Origin of the sequence: Pollutimonas bauzanensis, assembly GCF_900129885.1 — a bacterium.
Lineage (GTDB): Bacteria > Pseudomonadota > Gammaproteobacteria > Burkholderiales > Burkholderiaceae_B > Pollutimonas > Pollutimonas bauzanensis.
The window spans coordinates 1-19,732 of sequence record NZ_FQXE01000028.1 but is presented as its reverse complement, the minus strand read 5'-3'; the positions used below and the strand labels follow the sequence as shown (position 1 = coordinate 19,732).

Here is a 19,732-nt window from a genome sequence, read left to right as displayed (position 1 = left end):
CTGATGTCGCCCATCGCGATGGAAGAAGGCCTGCGCTTTGCCATCCGCGAAGGCGGACGCACGGTGGGCGCCGGCGTCGTTGCCACCATCATCAAATAAGCAGTAAAGTGTTGTATGGCGATTGGGCGCAATGCGCCCCTTCGCCTCAGTGTTAAAAGGTGGTGAAGCCAAAAAGGGCTCACCGCCTTTCGGGGTCTAGGGGTATAGCTCAATTGGCAGAGCGTCGGTCTCCAAAACCGAAGGTTGTAGGTTCGATTCCTACTGCCCCTGCCACACAGTCAGTTTCATCGCAGCCGCAATCCGCGGCGCCACTCGCCGGAATATGTCGAATAGCAACATAGTAACCGTTACCAGTACCACAGATCGCATCAAGCTGGGTCTGGCGGTGCTTGTTATCGTGGCCGGCATCGTCGGCTACTCGATGCTCGAAGGCCAGCCCGGCATAGCGCGCGTAGGCGTCTTCGTCGGCAGCCTGGTCGTCGCCGCAATTATTGCCTGGTTCAGCGAGCCCGGCCGTCGCACCATCAGTTTTGGACGCGATTCCTATAACGAAGTCAAGCGTGTTGTCTGGCCGACGCGTAAAGAAACCACGCAAATGACGGGCATAGTTTTTGTGTTCGTCATCGCGATGGGCATCTTGTTGTGGATCGTCGACAAAGGTCTCGAGTGGGTCATATATGGCCTGCTTCTGGGCTGGAAATAAAGGGCACACATGAGCAAGCGTTGGTATGTCGTACACGTCTATTCCGGAATGGAAAAAAGCGTGCACAAGGCGCTCATCGAGCGCATCGAACGTGCTGGGCTGGAAACCTCTTTTGGACGCATCCTGGTTCCATCGGAAGAAGTCCTCGAAGTAAAGGGCGGCAAAAAGTCCATCACTGAACGGCGCATTTTCCCGGGCTACGTATTGGTCGAGATGGATCTCACCGACGAAACCTGGCATTTGGTAAAGAATACAAACCGGGTTACCGGTTTCCTCGGCGGTTCCGGCAACCGCCCAGCGCCCATCTCCGACCGCGAAGTCGAAAAGATTCTTTCGCAGATGGAAGAGGGCGTCGAGAAACCCAAGCCCAAAGTCCTCTTTGAAGTCGGCGAAATGGTCCGCGTCAAAGAAGGCCCGTTTGCTGACTTCAACGGCAATGTCGAAGAAGTCAACTACGAAAAAAGCAAGGTGCGCGTTTCGGTCACGATTTTCGGCCGGGCCACACCTGTCGAACTGGATTTTGGTCAGGTTGAGAAAACCTGAATTTTTTGAACCCCGGGGAGCCGGTCTCGTTATTCGACGACCGGTGTTTGAACCCGCAAGGAGCTAAGCATGGCGAAGAAAATCGTCGGCTTTATCAAGCTGCAAGTACCAGCTGGTAAGGCTAATCCCTCACCCCCTATCGGTCCGGCGCTGGGTCAGCGCGGTCTGAACATCATGGAATTCTGCAAGGCGTTCAACGCCAAGACCCAGGGCCTGGAGCCCGGTCTGCCGATACCCGTGGTGATCACCGCCTACGCAGACAAGAGCTTCACCTTCATCATGAAGACGCCGCCTGCCACCGTCCTGATCAAAAAGGCGGTTGGCGTGCAGAAAGGTTCGGCTCGTCCGAATCTTGACAAGGTAGGCGTGCTCACGCGTGCCCAGGCCGAAGAAATCGCCAAGACCAAGTCGCCCGACCTGACGGCCGCCGACCTGGACGCAGCCGTACGCACGGTTGCCGGCAGCGCCCGCAGCATGGGCATTACGGTTGAAGGGGTATAAGCATGGCCAAGCTGAATAAACGCGCGGCTGCAATCGCCGCCAAGATCGACGCCAACAAGTTCTACCCTGTCGCCGAAGCGCTGGCGCTGGTCAAGGACACGGCTACCGCCAAGTTCAATGAATCCATCGACGTGGCGGTGCAACTGGGCATAGACCCCAAAAAATCCGACCAGCTGGTTCGCGGCTCGGTCGTGCTTCCCGCCGGCACCGGCAAATCGGTGCGTGTCGCCGTGTTCGCCCAGGGCGAGAAAGCTGAAGCCGCCAAGGCGGCCGGCGCCGACATCGTCGGCCTGGACGACCTGGCCGAAAGCATCAAGGCTGGCCAGATCGATTTCGACGTGGTCATCGCTTCGCCCGACACCATGCGCGTCGTCGGCGCCCTGGGCCAGATCCTCGGCCCTCGCGGCCTGATGCCCAACCCCAAGGTCGGCACCGTGACTCCTGACGTCGTTACCGCCGTCAAGAACGCCAAGGCGGGTCAAGTGCAGTACCGTACCGACAAGGCCGGCATTATCCACGCCACCATCGGTCGCGCCTCTTTTGGCGTGGAACAATTGCAATCCAACCTGGCCGCTCTGGTCGATGCCCTGAACAAGGCGCGTCCGACCGCAGCAAAAGGTGTGTATCTGCGCAAGCTGGCTGTCTCGTCCACGATGGGCGGCGGTGCGCGCGTAGAAATAGCTTCCCTGACGGCTTGATAAAAGCCGCGGGAAAAAAGAACTTTGGGCCGTGTCTGGGTTCGCCAGACATTGCTGTCAAAGACCGCTGGAGCACTGCCGCGACGCGTATCCGTACGCTGGCGGCCGGGCTTAATTTCAGGCTGTTTACAGGCTGAGTCCAGCGCAGACGGCGCCCATGGAAGAATTCTTGTTTTTTGAAGAACTCGACCAGGTGCGCCGCATTCGGTTGACGCAAGGGACCCTCCCGAGCGTCTTTAGATGGAGTGTTCAAACCGTGAGTCTCAATCGTCAAGAGAAAGCGGTAGTCATCGAGGAAGTCTCTGCGGAAATCGCAAAGGCGCAATCGGTCATTATCGCTGAGTACCGTGGTCTGGACGTCGCCTCTGTTACCGTATTGCGCAAAACTGCGCGTGAGTCGGGTGTGTATCTGCGTGTCCTCAAAAACACGCTGGTCCGTCGCGCTGTCGTCGGGACTCCTTTCGAGGAACTCTCGGCCCAGCTGACCGGTCCGCTGATCTATGGGATTAGCACTGATCCGGTTTCGGCGGCGAAAGTACTTGCCGGTTTCGCAAAGACCAACGACAAGCTGGTTATCAAAGGCGGGGCATTGCCCAATAACGTCTTGAGCCAAGATGGTGTGAAGGCCTTGGCCACCATGCCGTCGCGCGATGAGTTGCTTTCGAAACTGATGGGTACGATGCAAGCCCCTGTCACGCAATTTGTGCGTACGCTCAACGAAGTTCCCACGAAGTTCGTACGCGGCCTCGCGGCCGTGCGCGATCAGAAGGAAACTGCGTAGGCAGAACCTTCGGATTTCGTCGAACCGAGCGACACCCAACCCTGGCATTTATAAATATTTGGAGTTCTTAAAATGGCATTAAGCAAAGCTGAAATCCTTGACGCTATCGCTAGCATGACCGTGCTCGAATTGTCCGAGCTGATCAAGGAAATGGAAGAAAAATTTGGCGTGTCGGCTGCTGCCGCCGCTGTGGCTGCTGCTCCTGCTGCTGGCGGCGCTGCCGCTGTCGCTGAAGAGCAAACAGAGTTCACCCTCGTATTGTCTGAATTCGGCGCGAACAAAGTCAGCGTCATCAAGGCTGTGCGTGAAATCACGGGCCTGGGCTTGAAAGAAGCCAAGGACCTGGTCGACGGTGCACCGAAGCCAGTAAAAGAAGGCCTGTCCAAAGCTGACGCTGAAGCCGCCAAGAAAAAGCTTGAAGAAGCCGGCGCTAAAGCTGAACTGAAGTAAGCCTGTTTTTGCTGCCCGGGAAGCGCCAAGGCCTTCCCGGGCTTTTGCGTTTCCAGAAAACCCGCGATTCCGGTCCGGTTATTTGCCCGAGTCGGGTTTTCTGGAGTCGTAAACCAGGGCCGTGGTTGACGGCCCATGTAACCCTCGAGTCGGAGTGCTCATGCCTTATTCGTTCACCGAAAAAAAGCGCATACGCAAGAGCTTCGCCAAGCGTGAAGACGTCCAGGACGTCCCTTACCTTTTGGCGACTCAACTGCAATCATTTAAAACATTTCTGCAGGCGGATACTACACCTTCCAAACGCAAAGATGAAGGCCTGCAAGCGGCTTTTAGTTCGATCTTCCCAATCGTTAGTCATAATCAGATGGCGCGGCTTGAGTTTGTCAGCTATGTGCTTGGCGAACCCGTGTTTGACGTCAAGGAATGTCAGCTGCGCGGGCTGACCTATGCTTCTCCGCTGCGTGCCAAGGTGCGCCTGGTCCTTCTGGATCGCGAAGTAAGCAAGCCCACAGTCAAGGAAGTCAAAGAGCAGGAAGTGTACATGGGCGAAATTCCGCTTATGACCAACACCGGTTCCTTTGTCATCAACGGCACGGAACGCGTTATCGTTTCGCAGCTGCACCGTTCACCCGGCGTCTTCTTCGAGCATGATCGCGGTAAAACGCACAGCTCGGGCAAGCTGCTGTTCTCCGCGCGCGTGATTCCCTACCGCGGCTCGTGGCTGGACTTCGAGTTCGACCCCAAGGACGTCCTGTTCTTCCGTGTCGACCGCCGCCGCAAGATGCCTGTGACCATTCTGCTCAAGGCCATCGGGATGACGCCCGAAGCCATCCTGGCCTACTTCTCGGATTTCGACAACTTCGAAATCCACAAGGAAGGCGGCACGCTGGAATTCGTGGCCGAGCGCTGGAAGGGCGAAGTCGCCCACTTCGACGTCACCGATCGCGATGGCAAGGTCATCGTCGAAAAAGACAAGCGCATCAACGCGAAGCACCTGCGCGACCTGGCCGCGGCCAATGTCGAGCGCGTTTCCGTGCCTGAAGACTTCCTTCTCGGCCGTGTCCTGGCCAAGGGCGTGGTCAATCCCGAAACGGGCGAAGTCATTGCCAACGCCAACGACGAAATCAACGAGTCGATGCTGGCCGAGCTGCGCGTGGCCAATATCCACCAGATCCAGACGCTGTACATCAACGACCTGGACCGCGGCGGCTATATTTCGCAAACGCTGCGCACCGATGAAACCGCCGACCAGATGGCCGCCCGCGTGGCCATCTACCGCATGATGCGCCCCGGCGAGCCTCCTACCGAGGATGCCGTCGAAGCGCTGTTCCAGCGTCTGTTCTACAGCGAAGACGCCTACGATCTGTCGCGCGTCGGCCGCATGAAGGTAAACAGCCGCCTGGGCCGTGGCGAAGACATCACCGGCCCCATGACGCTGACCAACGAAGACATCCTGGAAACCATCATGGTCCTGGTGGAGCTTCGCAATGGCCGCGGCCAGATCGACGACATCGATCACCTGGGCAATCGCCGCGTGCGCTGCGTGGGCGAACTGGCCGAGAACCAGTTCCGCGCCGGGCTGGTGCGTGTCGAGCGTGCGGTAAAAGAACGTCTGGGCCAGGCCGAGACCGAAAACCTCATGCCTCACGACTTGATCAATTCCAAGCCGATCTCAGCCGCCATCAAGGAATTCTTCGGTTCGAGCCAGCTGTCGCAGTTCATGGACCAGACCAATCCTTTGTCCGAAATCACGCACAAGCGCCGCGTTTCGGCTTTGGGGCCTGGCGGCCTGACGCGCGAACGCGCGGGCTTCGAAGTGCGCGACGTGCATCCGACCCACTATGGCCGCGTATGCCCGATCGAAACGCCTGAAGGCCCGAACATCGGCCTGATCAACTCCATGGCGCTGTATGCGCGCCTGAACGAGTATGGCTTCCTGGAAACGCCTTACCGCAAGATCATCGACGGCAAGGTCAGCGAGCAGATCGATTACCTCTCGGCCATCGAGGAAAGCCACTACGTCATCGCCCAGGCCAACGCCGAGCTCGACGAAGAGGGCCGTTTCGCCGATGACCTGGTGGCATGTCGCGAAGCTGGCGAAACCATGCTGACGGCGCCGGCCAACGTGCACTACATGGACGTTGCCCCATCGCAGATCGTGTCTGTCGCGGCATCGCTGATTCCATTCCTGGAACACGACGACGCCAACCGCGCGCTGATGGGCGCCAATATGCAGCGCCAGGCCGTTCCTTGCCTGCGTCCTGAAAAGCCTCTGGTCGGCACGGGCATCGAGCGCACTGTCGCGGTCGACTCGGGCACCACCGTGCAGGCCATCCGCGGCGGGATCGTCGATCACGTCGACGCCGAGCGCGTGGTCATCCGCGTCAACGACGAGGAAGACATCGCCGGCCAGGTCGGCGTGGACATCTACAACCTGATCAAGTACACGCGTTCCAACCAGAACACCAACATCAACCAGCGTCCTATCGTCAAGCGCGGCGATCACGTCGCGCGCGGCGACGTCCTGGCCGATGGCGCATCGACCGACCTGGGCGAACTGGCGCTGGGCCAGAACATGCTGATCGCGTTCATGCCCTGGAACGGCTACAACTTCGAGGATTCGATCCTGATTTCCGAGAAGATCGTGGCCGACGACCGCTATACGTCGATACACATCGAAGAACTGACTGTCGTCGCGCGCGACACCAAGCTGGGCGCCGAGGAAATCACGCGCGACATCAGCAATCTGGCGGAGACCCAGCTGAATCGCCTGGACGATTCGGGCATTGTCTACATCGGCGCCGAAGTCCGCGCCGACGACGTGCTGGTGGGCAAGGTAACGCCCAAGGGCGAAACCCAGCTCACCCCCGAAGAAAAGCTGCTGCGCGCGATTTTCGGCGAGAAAGCTTCCGACGTCAAAGACACGTCGCTGCGCGTGCCCTCGGGCATGGTCGGCACGGTCATCGATGTCCAGGTCTTCACCCGCGAAGGCATCGAACGCGATAAGCGCGCCCAAGCCATCATCGATGACGAACTGCGCCGCTATCGCCAGGACCTCAACGACCAGCTGCGCATTGTCGAAAACGACACCTTCGATCGTATCGGCAAGTTCCTGATCGGCAAAGTGGTCAATGGCGGCCCGCGCAAGCTGGCCAAGGGCACGGCCCTGACCACGGAATACCTGGCCGATCTGGACCGCTGGCAGTGGTTCGACGTGCGCCTGGCCGACGAGGCCCAGGCCGTGGTGCTCGAACAGGCCAAGGAGTCGGTGGAGCAGAAACGCCACGAGTTCGATCTGGCCTTTGAAGAAAAGCGCAAGAAGCTGACCCAGGGCGATGAATTGCCTCCCGGCGTGCTCAAGATGATCAAGGTCTACCTGGCCGTCAAGCGCCGCCTGCAGCCTGGCGACAAGATGGCCGGCCGCCACGGCAACAAGGGCGTCGTGTCGCGCATCACGCCTATCGAGGACATGCCCCACATGGCCGACGGTACGCCTGCCGACATCGTTCTGAACCCGCTGGGCGTTCCTTCGCGGATGAACGTGGGCCAGGTGCTGGAAGTGCATTTGGGCTGGGCCGCCAAGGGCGTGGGCCACCGCATTGCCGACATGCTCGAAGACGAAAAGAACGTCCAGGTCAAGGATGTTCGCAACTATCTCGAGAAGGTCTACAACAGCACCGGCGCCAAGGCCCGCGTCAGCGAGCTGACCGATGATGAAATCATCGAAATGGCCAACAACTTGAAAAACGGCGTGCCTCTGGCTACGCCGGTCTTCGACGGCGCCACCGAAGAAGAAATCACCAAGATGCTGGAATTGGCTTACCCCGACGACATCGCTGAACGGCTCAAGCTTACGTCGACGCGTTCGCAGGCCTGGCTGGTCGACGGCCGCACCGGCGAACAATTCGAACGTCCGGTTACCGTTGGCTACATGCACTATCTGAAACTGCACCACTTGGTTGACGACAAGATGCATGCGCGTTCTACTGGTCCGTACTCGCTCGTCACGCAGCAGCCATTGGGCGGCAAAGCCCAGTTCGGCGGCCAGCGCTTCGGCGAGATGGAAGTATGGGCGCTCGAAGCTTACGGTGCTTCATACACCTTGCAGGAAATGCTTACCGTCAAATCCGACGATATCGCAGGCCGGACCAAGGTGTACGAAAACATCGTCAAGGGCGACCACGTCATCGACGCCGGTATGCCAGAGTCGTTCAACGTTCTGGTCAAAGAAATTAGATCCCTGTCCCTGGACATGGATTTGGAGCGTAAATAATGAAAGCGCTACTCGATCTGTTTAAACAAGTCTCGCAAGACGAGCAATTCGATGCCATCAAGATCGGCATCGCGTCGCCGGAGAAAGTGCGGTCATGGTCCTACGGCGAAGTACGCAAGCCCGAAACCATCAATTACCGCACCTTCAAGCCGGAGCGCGATGGCCTGTTCTGCGCCAAGATATTCGGCCCGATCAAGGACTACGAATGCCTTTGCGGCAAATACAAGCGCCTGAAGCATCGCGGCGTGATCTGCGAAAAGTGCGGCGTTGAAGTCACCGTGGCCAAAGTGCGCCGCGAGCGCATGGGCCATATCGAACTGGCCAGCCCGGTAGCGCATATCTGGTTCCTCAAGAGCCTGCCTTCGCGTCTGGGCATGGTTCTCGACATGACCCTGCGCGACATCGAGCGCGTGCTTTATTTCGAAGCATGGTGCGTCATCGAACCAGGCATGACTCCGCTCAAGCGCGGCCAGATCATGTCCGATGACGACTTCCTGGCCAAGACCGAAGAATACGGCGACGACTTCCACGCCCTGATGGGCGCCGAAGCGGTGCGCGAATTGCTGCGCACCATCGATATCGACCGCGATGTCGAAATCCTGCGCGCCGAACTCAAGGCCACGTCGTCCGACGCCAAGATCAAGAAGATCTCCAAGCGTTTGAAAGTCCTGGAAGGCTTCCAGAAATCGGGCATCAAGCCCGAATGGATGGTCATGGAAGTGCTGCCCGTGCTGCCGCCGGACCTGCGTCCGCTGGTGCCGCTGGATGGCGGCCGTTTCGCGACCTCCGACCTCAACGACCTGTACCGCCGCGTCATCAACCGCAACAACCGCCTGAAACGCCTGCTGGAGCTCAAGGCGCCGGACATCATCCTGCGCAATGAAAAACGCATGCTGCAGGAATCGGTCGATTCGCTGCTGGACAACGGCCGCCGCGGCAAGGCCATGACGGGCGCCAACAAGCGCCAGCTCAAGTCCCTGGCCGACATGATCAAAGGCAAGAGCGGGCGTTTCCGCCAGAACTTGCTGGGCAAGCGCGTCGATTATTCCGGCCGTTCGGTCATCGTGGTGGGCCCGCAGCTCAAGCTGCACCAGTGCGGTCTGCCCAAGCTGATGGCCCTGGAGCTGTTCAAGCCTTTTATTTTCAACCGTCTTGAAATGATGGGCCTGGCCACGACGATCAAGGCCGCCAAGAAGCTGGTGGAAACCCAGGAGCCGGTGGTCTGGGATATCCTCGAAGAGGTCATCCGCGAGCATCCCGTCATGCTCAACCGCGCGCCTACGCTGCACCGCCTGGGTATCCAGGCCTTCGAGCCCGTCCTGATCGAAGGCAAGGCCATCCAGCTGCATCCGCTGGTCTGCGCCGCCTTCAACGCCGACTTCGACGGCGACCAGATGGCCGTCCACGTGCCGCTGTCGCTCGAGGCCCAGCTGGAAGCCCGCACGCTGATGCTGGCCTCCAACAACATCCTGTTCCCGGCCAATGGCGAACCGTCCATCGTGCCGTCGCAGGATATCGTGCTCGGGCTTTACTACACGACGCGGGAACGCACCAACGGCAAGGGTGAAGGCCTGTTCTTCACCGACGTCGCCGAAGTCCAGCGCGCCTACGACAACCGCGAAGTCGAGCTGCAAAGCCGCGTCACCGTTCGCTTGAACGAATACGAGAAAGACGAACAGGGCGAATGGCAACCGATACTCCGGCGCTTCGAGACCACGGTCGGCCGCGCCCTGCTGTCGGAAATCCTGCCGCATGGCCTGCCCTTCTCGGTGCTGAACCGCCCGCTCAAGAAGAAAGAGATTTCGCGCCTCATCAACCAGTCGTTCCGCCGCTGCGGCTTGCGCGCGACGGTCATCTTTGCCGACAAGCTGATGCAGTCGGGCTTCCGCCTGGCGACGCGCGGCGGGATTTCGATCGCCATGAGCGACATGCTGATTCCCTCGGTCAAGGAAGAAATCCTTGCCCAGGCCAGCAAGGAAGTCAAGGAAATCGACAAGCAGTACTCGTCGGGCCTGGTGACTTCGCAAGAGCGCTACAACAACGTGGTGGATATCTGGGGCAAGGCCGGCGACAAGGTCGGCAAGGCCATGATGGAACAGCTGTCCACCGAGCCCGTGACCAACCGCCACGGCGAGGAAGTGCGCCAGGAGTCGTTCAATTCCATCTACATGATGGCCGATTCGGGCGCCCGCGGTTCCGCCGCCCAGATCCGCCAGCTGGCCGGTATGCGCGGCCTGATGGCCAAGCCTGACGGCTCCATTATCGAAACGCCGATCACCGCCAATTTCCGTGAAGGCCTCAACGTACTCCAGTACTTCATCTCCACCCACGGCGCGCGTAAAGGCCTGGCCGACACCGCCCTCAAAACGGCGAACTCGGGCTACCTGACGCGCCGCCTGGTCGACGTGACGCAGGATCTGGTCATCACCACGTCCGACTGCGGCACGACGCGCGGCTATCTGATGAAAGCGCTGGTCGAGGGCGGCGAAGTGATCGAGCCCTTGCGCGACCGCATTCTGGGCCGCGTGGTGGCTGCCGACATCGTCAATCCTGAAACCCAGGAAACCGCTGTCGCCGCCGGCACGCTGCTGGATGAAGACCTGGTGGAATACATCGACAGCATAGGCGTGGACGAAGTCAAGGTGCGCACGCCCCTTACCTGCGAAACCCGCCATGGCTTGTGCGCCCACTGCTATGGCCGCGACCTCGGCCGCGGCAGCATGATCAACCGCGGCGAGGCCATCGGCGTCATCGCGGCCCAGTCCATCGGGGAGCCGGGCACGCAGCTTACGATGCGTACCTTCCACATTGGCGGCGCGGCATCGCGCAACGCCATGGCCAGCTCGGTCGAAACCAAGTCCTCGGGCACCATCGGTTTCGCCATAGGCCTGCGCTACGTCACCAATGCCAAGGGCGACCGCGTGGCGATTTCCCGTTCGGGCGAAATCATCATTTATGATGACAATCGCCGCGAGCGCGAACGCCACAAGATCCCTTACGGCGCGACCATCACGGTGGGCGATGGCGATGTGGTCAAGGCTGGCCAGCGCCTGGCAAGCTGGGATCCGCTGACCCGTCCCATTGTGTCGGAATACGCGGGCCTGGTGCGCTTCGAGAATATCGACGAAGGCGTCACGGTCGCCAAGCAGCTGGACGAAGTAACCGGCTTGTCGACGCTGGTGGTCATTACGCCCAAGACGCGCGGCGGCAAGATCATGATGCGTCCGCAAATCAAGCTGCTCAATGAAGTGGGCGAAGAAGTCAAGATCGCCGGCACCGACCATTCGGTGAACATCACCTTCCCGGTGGGCGCGCTGATTACCGTTCGCGACGGCATGCAGGTCGCCATAGGCGAAGTCCTGGCGCGTATTCCCCAAGAATCGCAAAAGACTCGCGACATCACCGGCGGTTTGCCCCGCGTGGCCGAATTGTTCGAAGCGCGTTCGCCGAAAGACGCCGGCATGCTTGCCGACGTCACCGGCACGGTTTCGTTCGGCAAGGACACCAAGGGCAAGCAGCGCCTGGTCATCACCGACCTGGACGGCGTCAGCCACGAGTTCCTGATTCCCAAGGAAAAGCAGGTGCTGGTGCACGACGGCCAGGTGGTGAACAAGGGCGAAATGATCGTCGACGGTCCCGCCGATCCGCACGACATCCTGCGTTTGCAGGGTATCGAGCGCCTCGCCAGCTACGTGGTCAACGAAGTCCAGGATGTGTACCGCTTGCAGGGCGTGAAGATCAACGACAAGCACATTGAAGTGATTGTTCGCCAGATGCTGCGCCGTGTGAACATCACCAATGCCGGCGACACCAGCTTCATCACGGGCGAGCAGGTCGAGCGTTCCGAGCTGTTCAACGAAAACGATCGCATGGAAGCCGACGGCAAGATTCCAGCCACGTACGATAACGTGCTGCTGGGTATCACCAAGGCTTCGCTGTCCACCGATTCGTTCATTTCGGCGGCATCGTTCCAGGAAACCACGCGCGTTCTTACCGAAGCCGCCATCATGGGCAAACGCGACGATTTGCGCGGTCTGAAGGAAAACGTGATTGTCGGCCGCCTGATCCCTGCGGGTACGGGTATGGCGTATCACATGGCGCGCAAAGACAAAGAGGCCCACGAAGCGGCCGAACGTCAAGCCGCCCGCGCGATGGCCAATCCTTTCGAGGACGCGCCACCGGCCGAAGTCGTGGAGACCCACGAAGGTTCTGCTGCCGGCGAGGCAGGTTCAGACCAGGAGTAAATCGGCGCTACACGCTGTCGATGAAAACGCCGGGTGTTCGCACCCGGCGTTTTTTTTATTGCCGCGCCGGCAGCCGCAGCACGAATTCGGTGCCGCGGTCGAGGCCGCTGTTCACCTGGATCGAGCCGCCATGCCGGGTGGCCACCGCCATGACCAGCGCCAGGCCGAGCCCGACACCCGAGGGATTGCCGGGCTTGTCTTCGTTTGCGCGAATGAAGGGCGTGAACAGCGTCGCCTGCTGCGCCGCGCTGATGCCCCTGCCTTGATCGCGGATAATCGCCAGCCAATCATTCCGGTCGCGCACGATGCGGCAGTGGATCTCGCTATGGTCGGGGCTGTACTTGATGGCGTTGTCGACCAGGTTGCACCAGGCCCGCCGCAGCAGCGCCTCGTCGCCGCGTATCCATGCCGCGTCGGGATGCTCCGCGATCACGATGCGGATGTGGCGTTGCCGGGCTTGCGCCCAGAAGTCGTCGCAGCCCAGTTCGACCAGCTCGACCAGGTCCAGCGCCTCGTTGCGCAGTCCCGCGGCTTCCGCGCGGGCCAGCTGCACGAAGCCGTCGACCAGCCCCAGGGTCTTGTGGGCATAGCGATCGATCCGCCGCAGCAATTCCGCCTGGGGCATGGCGCTCTCGGCCTGGTCCTGCAATTGCGTCAGGGCCAGGATGGAATTTTGCGGGGCGCGCATATCGTGCGAAAGAAACTGCAAGGTTTCTTCGCGCTTGCGCTGCGCGTGGCGCAACTGCGCTATGGCGCTGTGCAGATGGGTTACGCGGGCCGAAAGCGAGCCGTCGCGCCGCGAGGGCTCGCCCGGCGACAAGGCATTGCCGACCGCGGGCTGTTCCGCGCTCAAGGCTTGCAGTTCGCGATCGATATGCTGCAGGGCTGCTTCCTGGCTGCGCCAGCTCCACACCGGATAGGCCAGCAAGGTGCCGACAAGGCTGGCGGTCACCGGTATCCAGACGCTGGCATAGCGCATCAGCAGCCAGCTTGCTGCGAACACCAGGAACAGCACCGCCATGGCCAGCAGAAAGGAACGCCGGGGCGACAGGCGGCGCAATACCAGGCATATCAGCAGCACCGGCAGGGTGGAAAGCAGCGCCGTCTGCCAGCGCCCCGGGCTGCTTATCCAGTGGCGCCGCAGGGCGCTTTGCAGCCCGTTGGCCAGGATCTCCACCCCGGACATGCTTTCTCCCTGGCGGGATAGCGGCGTGGGAAAGGCATCGCCCAATCCCGAGCCCCAAGAGCCGACCAGCACATACTTGCCCTTGAAATCCGATTCAGGGATCTGTCCATTGAGCACCTGCGCGTACGGATATATCGTGAAGTGGCCGGGGGTCCCGGCATAAGGCAGGAGCAAGGGCGCCGAGCCGGCTTGCCGCGGCGCGGCGGGCTGGGCCGGCTCATGCGTGGCGCGCATCAGGGCGATGACGAAGTGTTCGACCTTTTCGCCCGAGGCCAGAGTCCGCTCCAGGGTGAGCGAGCGGATTACGCCGTCCTCATCGGGGTATATATTGATGTATCCCATCTGCCTGGCGGCTCCGGCCAACGGCGCCAGCGGCGCAAGGGCGCTGCCGCCGGCCTCGTCCAGCACCAGCGGCAATACGACTTTGCCGTGATGGCGGACTGCCTGGGCCAATTGCTCATCGTCTTGCGGATAGGCGGGGTTGACTTCGCTGAAAACCAGGTCCAGGCCTACCGCCCGGGCCTGCCCCAGCCTGGCCAACAGTTGCGCGTGCACGGATCGCCGCCAGGGCCAGTAGCCGATCTGGTCGATGCTCCCGTCGTCGATCGCGACTATGACGATGTCCTTGCTGTCGACCGCATGGACCGCGGCCGCCAGCGTCTTGTCGTAGAAGGCGTGATTCAGGCGCGAGAACCCGATGCTATCGCTGAAGTAGCTCAGCGCCATCGTGAAGAGCATCATGGCCAGGGTCGCCAGCAGCCATTCCGCGCGTATGCGCCGTTCCAGGCCACCCCAGAAATTCGCGTCCGTTCTCCCGGCGGAACGAGGCATCAGTAGTCCGTCAGAAGCACGAATTGGCCGTAGCCGCTGTGAATGCCCGAGCCATCCGACGTCTTCAGCAAGGACTGGCCGAGAAATGGCTGGACCGCATCTTTGCCCATCACCCCGTCGCTATCGATGGCGCGCACCACCGCGTAATAGGTGCCGGGGCCCGGGGCGCTGAAGCTTATTTCGGGCGAATCGAACTGGCGGCTGGAAAGCAGCTCGGTGCCCGCCTGGTTGGCGGCCACGCGCACCAGATAGGACGCGGCGCCCGGAACGGGCGCGAAAGACAAGGTCCATCCCTGGCCGCCGCGGACGGCCGGCGCGAGCCGGGGAGCCGGCAGCAAGGCCCGCACGCCCAGCAGCTTGCCTTGAGCGTCGACGGCGGCCCCCTGGTCCTGGCGCACGACGGCTTCACCGTCGGGGCCCGCGCTGAGCTGGGCGCTGCCGGACAAGACCTCGCTTTGCGAGCCATCGGCGGAGGCCCGCACGCGCAAGCGGGTGCCGCGCACGCCCGTGATGCTTACCGGCGTGCGGATCTCGAATCGGCCCACGCCGGTGTCTTGCGGCGCAACGCTGGATTCCAGCGAGCCATCGCGTATATCGAAAATGGCATCGATAAGCCCGGTGCCCTTGAATACGCGCAGCCGCTCGATGCGCAGCGACGACCCCGCCGGCACGGATATGACGCTGCGGTCGGCCAGGACCAATGTCACGAAACCGTCGGGGCCTGTGCGCAGGGAGTCGCCTTCGGCCAGGACGGCCTTGATGCCGGTCGACTCCCCATCGGCGTCGACCTCGCCGGCAATGTGGCTGACCTGCGCTTGCGAGGGCAGTTCGGGTATCAGGGAGAACGGTATCTTCAGTTCGCGGCCTATGCTCAGGCGGGTCGGGTCCTGCACCGAATTCAGGCTTTGCAGCGTGCTCCAGTTGGCCGGATTATCGGTGAATCGCTGGGCCAGTTCGATGAGCGTGTCGCCGGGCATGGCCCGGTAAAGGAAATTGCCGCCGCGGGCGCCGGACGGTTGGGCCGGGGCCGGTGTTGAAGCCAGGGCGAGCAGGGCGCCAGCCATGAATGCGAGTAGCGAGCGGTGCAGCATGAGGGACGGACTCATCATGGCCTAGGGTAAGTAATTGTCGGCGGTCAGTTCCAGGCGATAGCCCAGGGCGTATGAGGAATTCAGGCGCACGCCATGTTCGGCGCCCAGTTGGAGCTTGCGGCGCAGGTTGGAAAGATGGGTGTCCAGCGTACGCGATGTGGCGGGAATTTCACGATTCCAGACGCTGCTGCTCAGGACGTCCCGCGAAAACAGCCTGCCCGGGTTGCGGAAAAGCAGCAGCGCGAGTTCATATTCCTTGGGCGCAAGTTCTATTTTGCGGCCCTGGAGGCGGATCGCGTCGATAGAGGGATCGATTTCATAGGCGCCGCAAATGAAGGGCTGCTCGCGCGATCCGACGGGGTTATGGCGGCGCAGCAGGGCGTTCACGCGGGCCAGCAGTTCGCCCTGGCGTATGGGCTTGATCATGTAGTCGTCGGCGCCGGCCTCGAGGCCCGTCACCAGGTCTTCTTCCAGGGTGCGGCTGGTAAGGAACATGACGGGTATCGCATGGCCCAGGTTGGCGCGCACCCATCGGACCACATCTATGCCATTGATGTCGGGTATTTGCCAGTCCAGCAATAACAGATCGAAAGCCGGCGAGCGGGACAAGGCCGCGAGCAAGTCCTTCCCCTGGCTGAAAACCGTGCAGTCGTGGCCGTTGCAGACAAGTGTGTGGTGGATTAGCTGCGCCTGGGCGGGATCGTCTTCGAGGGAAGCTATATTCATTGTGGTGGCAAACTTGCTTGCTTTAGTGAGGAGTGCGGTAATGTTACGATACCGGTAGTAGCATGTCGAGCAGGCCCCGGCGGGCGGATAGCCGCAGCGGGCCCATAATTATTATCTTGGCCGGCATGCGCCTTGACCTTTTCTTCTTTGCCGTGCTACGATGGCGAGCTTATCAAAGGGTTTATTTGCCAAAAATACCTTTGTTAGGCTAGCAATAGCGCAGTAGTAACGCAACAGCAATAGCAACAGCAAGAATTGCCGCAAGACCCGCTCTTTTACGTTTTTCGTGTCTGGCGGTTTTTGCGCAAACCGCCTGAGGCTCCTTTCAGGCCTGGCAATATGCCGGGCCTATAGCAGCAGGCGTCTCATTCAAATACGTAAATCAGTACGCAAGTACCGAATGCGTAAAAGTCACAGGATGCGTAAAGGTCATGCCAACCATTAGCCAACTCGTGCGCAAGCCGCGCGAAGTAAGTCGCGAGAACAGCAAGAGCCCCGCGCTCGAAAACTGCCCTCAGCGCCGCGGTGTCTGCACTCGCGTGTACACCACAACCCCCAAAAAACCTAACTCGGCTTTGCGTAAAGTCGCCAAGGTGCGCCTAACCAACGGTTTCGAAGTCATTTCGTACATCGGCGGCGAAGGCCACAACTTGCAGGAACACTCGGTGGTTCTTGTTCGCGGCGGCCGTGTCAAGGATTTGCCAGGTGTCCGTTACCACATCGTCCGTGGTTCGCTTGACTTGCAAGGTGTCAAAGACCGCAAGCAATCGCGCTCCAAGTACGGTGCGAAACGCCCGAAAAAAGCCTAAGTTTTCCCTAGTCCAGCTCGTCTGGTCGCATCAGTGCAGCCGTGGGCGTGCGCCCATAGCATGTAAGTGATCCTTTCCTATAAAGGGTCGTGGCCGTGTAAAAACGGTTCAACTGAACTGTCACAAGGAAGTTAAAATGCCTCGTCGTCGCGAAGTTCCCAAGCGTGAAATTCTCCCCGATCCAAAATTTGGCAGCGTAGATCTTGCCAAATTCATGAACGTTGTTATGTTGTCTGGCAAGAAAGCGGTAGCGGAACGTATTGTCTACGGCGCTTTTGCCCAGATCCAGGCTAAAACTGGCAAAGAGCCTATCGAGGTTTTCAATCTCGCCATCAACAACATCAAGCCTCTCGTTGAAGTGAAAAGCCGCCGTGTCGGTGGTGCGAACTATCAAGTGCCGGTTGAAGTGCGCCCTGTGCGCCGCCTGGCGCTGGCCATGCGCTGGTTGCGTGAAGCAGCCAAGAAGCGTGGCGAAAAGTCGATGGATTTGCGCCTGGCCGGCGAATTGCTTGACGCCTCCGAGGGCCGTGGCGGAGCAATGAAAAAGCGCGAAGACACGCACAAGATGGCAGAGGCCAACAAGGCATTCAGCCATTTCCGTTGGTAATCTAAGGACATTTTTATTATGGCCCGCAAAACCCCCATTTCGCGCTATCGCAATATTGGTATTTCCGCGCACATCGATGCAGGGAAAACGACGACCACCGAGCGTATTTTGTTCTATACCGGCGTCAGCCACAAAATCGGTGAAGTCCATGATGGCGCCGCCACCATGGACTGGATGGAGCAGGAACAAGAGCGCGGCATCACCATTACTTCGGCGGCCACGACGGCATTCTGGAGCGGTATGGCCGGCCAGTACGCCGAGCATCGCATCAATATCATCGACACCCCGGGACACGTCGACTTCACGATCGAAGTCGAACGTTCCATGCGCGTGCTCGATGGCGCCTGCATGGTGTATTGCGCCGTGGGCGGTGTACAACCCCAGTCGGAAACCGTATGGCGCCAGGCCAACAAGTACGGCGTGCCCCGCCTGGCGTTCATCAACAAGATGGATCGCACCGGCGCGAACTTCTTCAAGGTCTATGACCAGCTCAAGCTGCGCCTGAAGGCCAACCCCGTGCCTATCGTCATCCCGATCGGCTCCGAAGACACTTTCACCGGCGTCGTCGACCTGGTCAAGATGAAAGGCGTCATCTGGGATGACGCCAGCCAGGGCATGAAGTTCGAATATATCGACATTCCCGCCGAACTCGTCGACCAGGCCAATGAATGGCACGAAAAGCTGCTCGAGTCGGCCGCCGAGTCGTCCGAAGAACTGATGGACAAATACCTGGAAACGGGTTCGCTGACCGAAGCCGAAATCAACCTCGGCATTCGCACGCGCACCATCGCGGGTGAAATCCAGCCCATGCTTTGCGGCACGGCGTTCAAGAACAAAGGCGTTCAGCGCATGCTTGACGCCGTCATCGACTACCTGCCTTCGCCAGTGGATATTCCTCCGGTCGAAGGCACGGACGACGAGGGCAATCCCGTTCATCTGCCGGCCGACGACGGCGCCAAGTTCTCGGCGTTGGCGTTCAAGCTGATGAGCGACCCGTTCGTGGGCCAGCTGACTTTCGTGCGCGTGTATTCGGGCGTCTTGAAATCCGGCGAAACGGTCTATAACCCTATCAAGGGCAAGAAAGAACGTATCGGCCGCATTTTGCAGATGCACGCCAATAACCGCGCCGAAATCAAGGAAGTGCTGTCGGGCGATATCGCCGCCGTGGTGGGTCTGAAAGACGTGACCACCGGCGAAACGCTGTGCGATCTCGATTCGCACATCCTGCTCGAGCGCATGGAGTTCCCGGAACCCGTGATTTCACAGGCTGTCGAGCCCAAGACCAAAGCCGACCAGGAAAAAATGGGCATCGCGCTGTCGCGCCTTGCACAAGAAGATCCTTCCTTCCGCGTACGCAGCGACGAAGAATCCGGCCAGACCATTATTTCGGGCATGGGCGAGCTTCACCTGGAAGTGCTGGTTGACCGCATGCGCCGCGAGTTCGGCGTGGAAGCCAACGTGGGCAAGCCACAGGTGGCCTATCGCGAAACCATACGCAAGACTTGCGAAGAAATCGAAGGCAAGTTCGTCAAGCAGTCCGGCGGTCGCGGCCAGTACGGCCACGTGGTGCTCAAGCTCGAGCCCCTGCCTCCCGGTGGCGGCTATGAGTTCGTCGACGCCATCAAGGGCGGTGTGGTTCCTCGCGAATACATCCCCGCGGTTGACAAGGGCATCCAGGAAACCCTGCCGGCTGGCGTGGTTGCCGGCTACCCGGTGGTCGATGTCAAGGTCACGCTGTTCTTCGGTTCGTACCACGACGTCGACTCGAATGAAAACGCCTTCCGTATGGCTGCCTCCATGGCATTCAAGGACGGCATGCGCAAGGCCAGCCCTGTGCTGCTCGAACCCATGATGGCTGTCGAAGTCGAAACGCCTGAAGATTACGCCGGCAACGTGATGGGCGATTTGTCCTCGCGCCGCGGCATGGTCCAGGGCATGGATGACATGGTCGGTGGCGGAAAGCTTATCAAGGCGGAAGTACCCTTGGCCGAAATGTTTGGTTACTCGACTACTCTGCGTTCACAAACGCAAGGTCGCGCGACCTACACCATGGAGTTCAAGCACTACGCCGAAGCTCCTAAGAATGTAGCTGACGAAGTGATTACCGCTCGCGGTAAGTAATATATAGGTCCCGCCCATCTTGTATGGTGGGCGGGTAAAATTTTTGTTTCCTGAAAACATTGATGGAATAAATCATGGCAAAAGGTAAGTTCGAACGTACCAAACCCCACGTAAACGTAGGCACGATTGGGCACGTTGACCACGGCAAGACGACGCTGACGGCGGCAA

The 19,732-nt window shown here is 60.1% G+C and carries 16 protein-coding genes and 1 tRNA gene; 14 read left to right on the top strand and 3 right to left on the bottom strand.

Annotation, left to right across the window (positions count from 1 at the left end):
• The 10 genes from BUB23_RS25905 to rpoC all read left to right on the top strand — a co-directional run.
• Positions 1-99: EF-Tu C-terminal domain-related protein (locus BUB23_RS25905; RefSeq protein ID WP_483878476.1), on the top strand; the 99-nt coding region annotated here is incomplete at its 5' end.
• Positions 100-197: 98 nt separating this feature from the next.
• Positions 198-273: transfer RNA gene (locus BUB23_RS25900), tRNA-Trp, on the top strand.
• Between the two features lie 49 nt (positions 274-322).
• The gene (gene secE, locus BUB23_RS25895) at positions 323-703 is read left to right on the top strand and encodes a preprotein translocase subunit SecE (protein ID WP_073110221.1); all 381 of its coding nucleotides are present in this window, start codon (positions 323-325) and stop codon (positions 701-703) included.
• A gap of 9 nt (positions 704-712) precedes the next feature.
• On the top strand, positions 713-1,246 hold the full coding sequence (nusG, locus tag BUB23_RS25890; RefSeq protein ID WP_073110218.1) for a transcription termination/antitermination protein NusG: 534 nt from the start codon (positions 713-715) through the stop codon (positions 1,244-1,246).
• A 69-nt stretch (positions 1,247-1,315) separates the two neighbouring features.
• The gene (gene rplK / locus BUB23_RS25885) at positions 1,316-1,747 is read left to right on the top strand and encodes a 50S ribosomal protein L11 (RefSeq protein WP_073110215.1); all 432 of its coding nucleotides are present in this window, start codon (positions 1,316-1,318) and stop codon (positions 1,745-1,747) included.
• 2 nt (positions 1,748-1,749) lie between these two features.
• Positions 1,750-2,445 carry a 50S ribosomal protein L1 gene (rplA, locus tag BUB23_RS25880; RefSeq protein WP_073110212.1) on the top strand — a complete coding sequence of 232 codons (696 nt, stop codon included), beginning with the start codon at positions 1,750-1,752 and terminating at the stop codon, positions 2,443-2,445.
• A 256-nt stretch (positions 2,446-2,701) separates the two neighbouring features.
• Positions 2,702-3,226, top strand: a complete 525-nt coding sequence (rplJ, locus tag BUB23_RS25875; protein ID WP_073110227.1) for a 50S ribosomal protein L10 — start codon at positions 2,702-2,704, stop codon at positions 3,224-3,226.
• A 72-nt stretch (positions 3,227-3,298) separates the two neighbouring features.
• On the top strand, positions 3,299-3,676 hold the full coding sequence (gene rplL / locus BUB23_RS25870) for a 50S ribosomal protein L7/L12 (RefSeq protein WP_073110209.1): 378 nt from the start codon (positions 3,299-3,301) through the stop codon (positions 3,674-3,676).
• A 160-nt stretch (positions 3,677-3,836) separates the two neighbouring features.
• Positions 3,837-7,949, top strand: a complete 4,113-nt coding sequence (gene rpoB, locus BUB23_RS25865) for a DNA-directed RNA polymerase subunit beta (protein WP_073110206.1) — start codon at positions 3,837-3,839, stop codon at positions 7,947-7,949.
• A complete protein-coding gene (gene rpoC, locus BUB23_RS25860) occupies positions 7,949-12,193 on the top strand; it encodes a DNA-directed RNA polymerase subunit beta' (RefSeq protein WP_073110204.1) in 4,245 nt (1,414 codons plus the stop codon). The genes rpoB and rpoC overlap by 1 nt, the downstream gene beginning before the upstream one ends.
• Before the next feature lie 55 nt (positions 12,194-12,248).
• Here rpoC and BUB23_RS25855 read toward each other — a convergent pair whose 3' ends face one another.
• The 3 genes from BUB23_RS25855 to BUB23_RS25845 are packed head-to-tail and all read right to left on the bottom strand — an operon-like array spanning position 12,249 to position 16,027.
• Positions 12,249-14,210, bottom strand: a complete 1,962-nt coding sequence (locus BUB23_RS25855; RefSeq protein WP_084136270.1) for a CHASE2 domain-containing protein — start codon at positions 14,208-14,210, stop codon at positions 12,249-12,251.
• Positions 14,210-15,319, bottom strand: coding sequence for a FecR family protein (locus BUB23_RS25850; protein WP_342743873.1), 1,110 nt, complete (start codon positions 15,317-15,319; stop codon positions 14,210-14,212). The genes BUB23_RS25855 and BUB23_RS25850 overlap by 1 nt, the downstream gene beginning before the upstream one ends.
• A gap of 3 nt (positions 15,320-15,322) precedes the next feature.
• The gene (locus BUB23_RS25845; protein WP_073110199.1) at positions 15,323-16,027 is read right to left on the bottom strand and encodes a response regulator transcription factor; all 705 of its coding nucleotides are present in this window, start codon (positions 16,025-16,027) and stop codon (positions 15,323-15,325) included.
• 431 nt (positions 16,028-16,458) lie between these two features.
• On the opposite strand from BUB23_RS25845, the gene rpsL reads away from it, so the two are divergent.
• From rpsL to BUB23_RS25825, 4 genes are all read left to right on the top strand, one after another.
• Complete coding sequence (gene rpsL / locus BUB23_RS25840; RefSeq protein WP_073110196.1) at positions 16,459-16,836, top strand: 30S ribosomal protein S12; 378 nt, start codon at positions 16,459-16,461, stop codon at positions 16,834-16,836.
• 136 nt (positions 16,837-16,972) lie between these two features.
• Entirely contained in the window at positions 16,973-17,443 is a 471-nt protein-coding gene (gene rpsG, locus BUB23_RS25835) for a 30S ribosomal protein S7 (RefSeq protein WP_073110194.1), read from the top strand.
• A gap of 18 nt (positions 17,444-17,461) precedes the next feature.
• A complete protein-coding gene (fusA, locus tag BUB23_RS25830) occupies positions 17,462-19,564 on the top strand; it encodes an elongation factor G (RefSeq protein ID WP_073110192.1) in 2,103 nt (700 codons plus the stop codon).
• A 74-nt stretch (positions 19,565-19,638) separates the two neighbouring features.
• On the top strand, positions 19,639-19,732 hold a 94-nt coding region (locus tag BUB23_RS25825; protein ID WP_005434227.1), incomplete at its 3' end, for a GTP-binding protein.

Bases quoted from the DNA above. Each gene is read 5' to 3' on its own strand.
- BUB23_RS25845 (WP_073110199.1), bottom strand. From the start codon at position 16,027: ATGAATATAGCTTCCCTCGAAGACGATCCCGCCCAGGCGCAGCTAATC.
- secE (WP_073110221.1), top strand. From the start codon at position 323: ATGTCGAATAGCAACATAGTAACCGTTACCAGTACCACAGATCGCATC.
- BUB23_RS25855 (WP_084136270.1), bottom strand. From the start codon at position 14,210: ATGCCTCGTTCCGCCGGGAGAACGGACGCGAATTTCTGGGGTGGCCTG.
- BUB23_RS25850 (WP_342743873.1), bottom strand. From the start codon at position 15,319: ATGATGAGTCCGTCCCTCATGCTGCACCGCTCGCTACTCGCATTCATG.
- fusA (WP_073110192.1), top strand. From the start codon at position 17,462: ATGGCCCGCAAAACCCCCATTTCGCGCTATCGCAATATTGGTATTTCC.
- nusG (WP_073110218.1), top strand. From the start codon at position 713: ATGAGCAAGCGTTGGTATGTCGTACACGTCTATTCCGGAATGGAAAAA.
- rpoB (WP_073110206.1), top strand. From the start codon at position 3,837: ATGCCTTATTCGTTCACCGAAAAAAAGCGCATACGCAAGAGCTTCGCC.
- rplK (WP_073110215.1), top strand. From the start codon at position 1,316: ATGGCGAAGAAAATCGTCGGCTTTATCAAGCTGCAAGTACCAGCTGGT.
- rplA (WP_073110212.1), top strand. From the start codon at position 1,750: ATGGCCAAGCTGAATAAACGCGCGGCTGCAATCGCCGCCAAGATCGAC.
- rpsG (WP_073110194.1), top strand. From the start codon at position 16,973: ATGCCTCGTCGTCGCGAAGTTCCCAAGCGTGAAATTCTCCCCGATCCA.
- rpoC (WP_073110204.1), top strand. From the start codon at position 7,949: ATGAAAGCGCTACTCGATCTGTTTAAACAAGTCTCGCAAGACGAGCAA.
- rpsL (WP_073110196.1), top strand. From the start codon at position 16,459: ATGCCAACCATTAGCCAACTCGTGCGCAAGCCGCGCGAAGTAAGTCGC.
- rplL (WP_073110209.1), top strand. From the start codon at position 3,299: ATGGCATTAAGCAAAGCTGAAATCCTTGACGCTATCGCTAGCATGACC.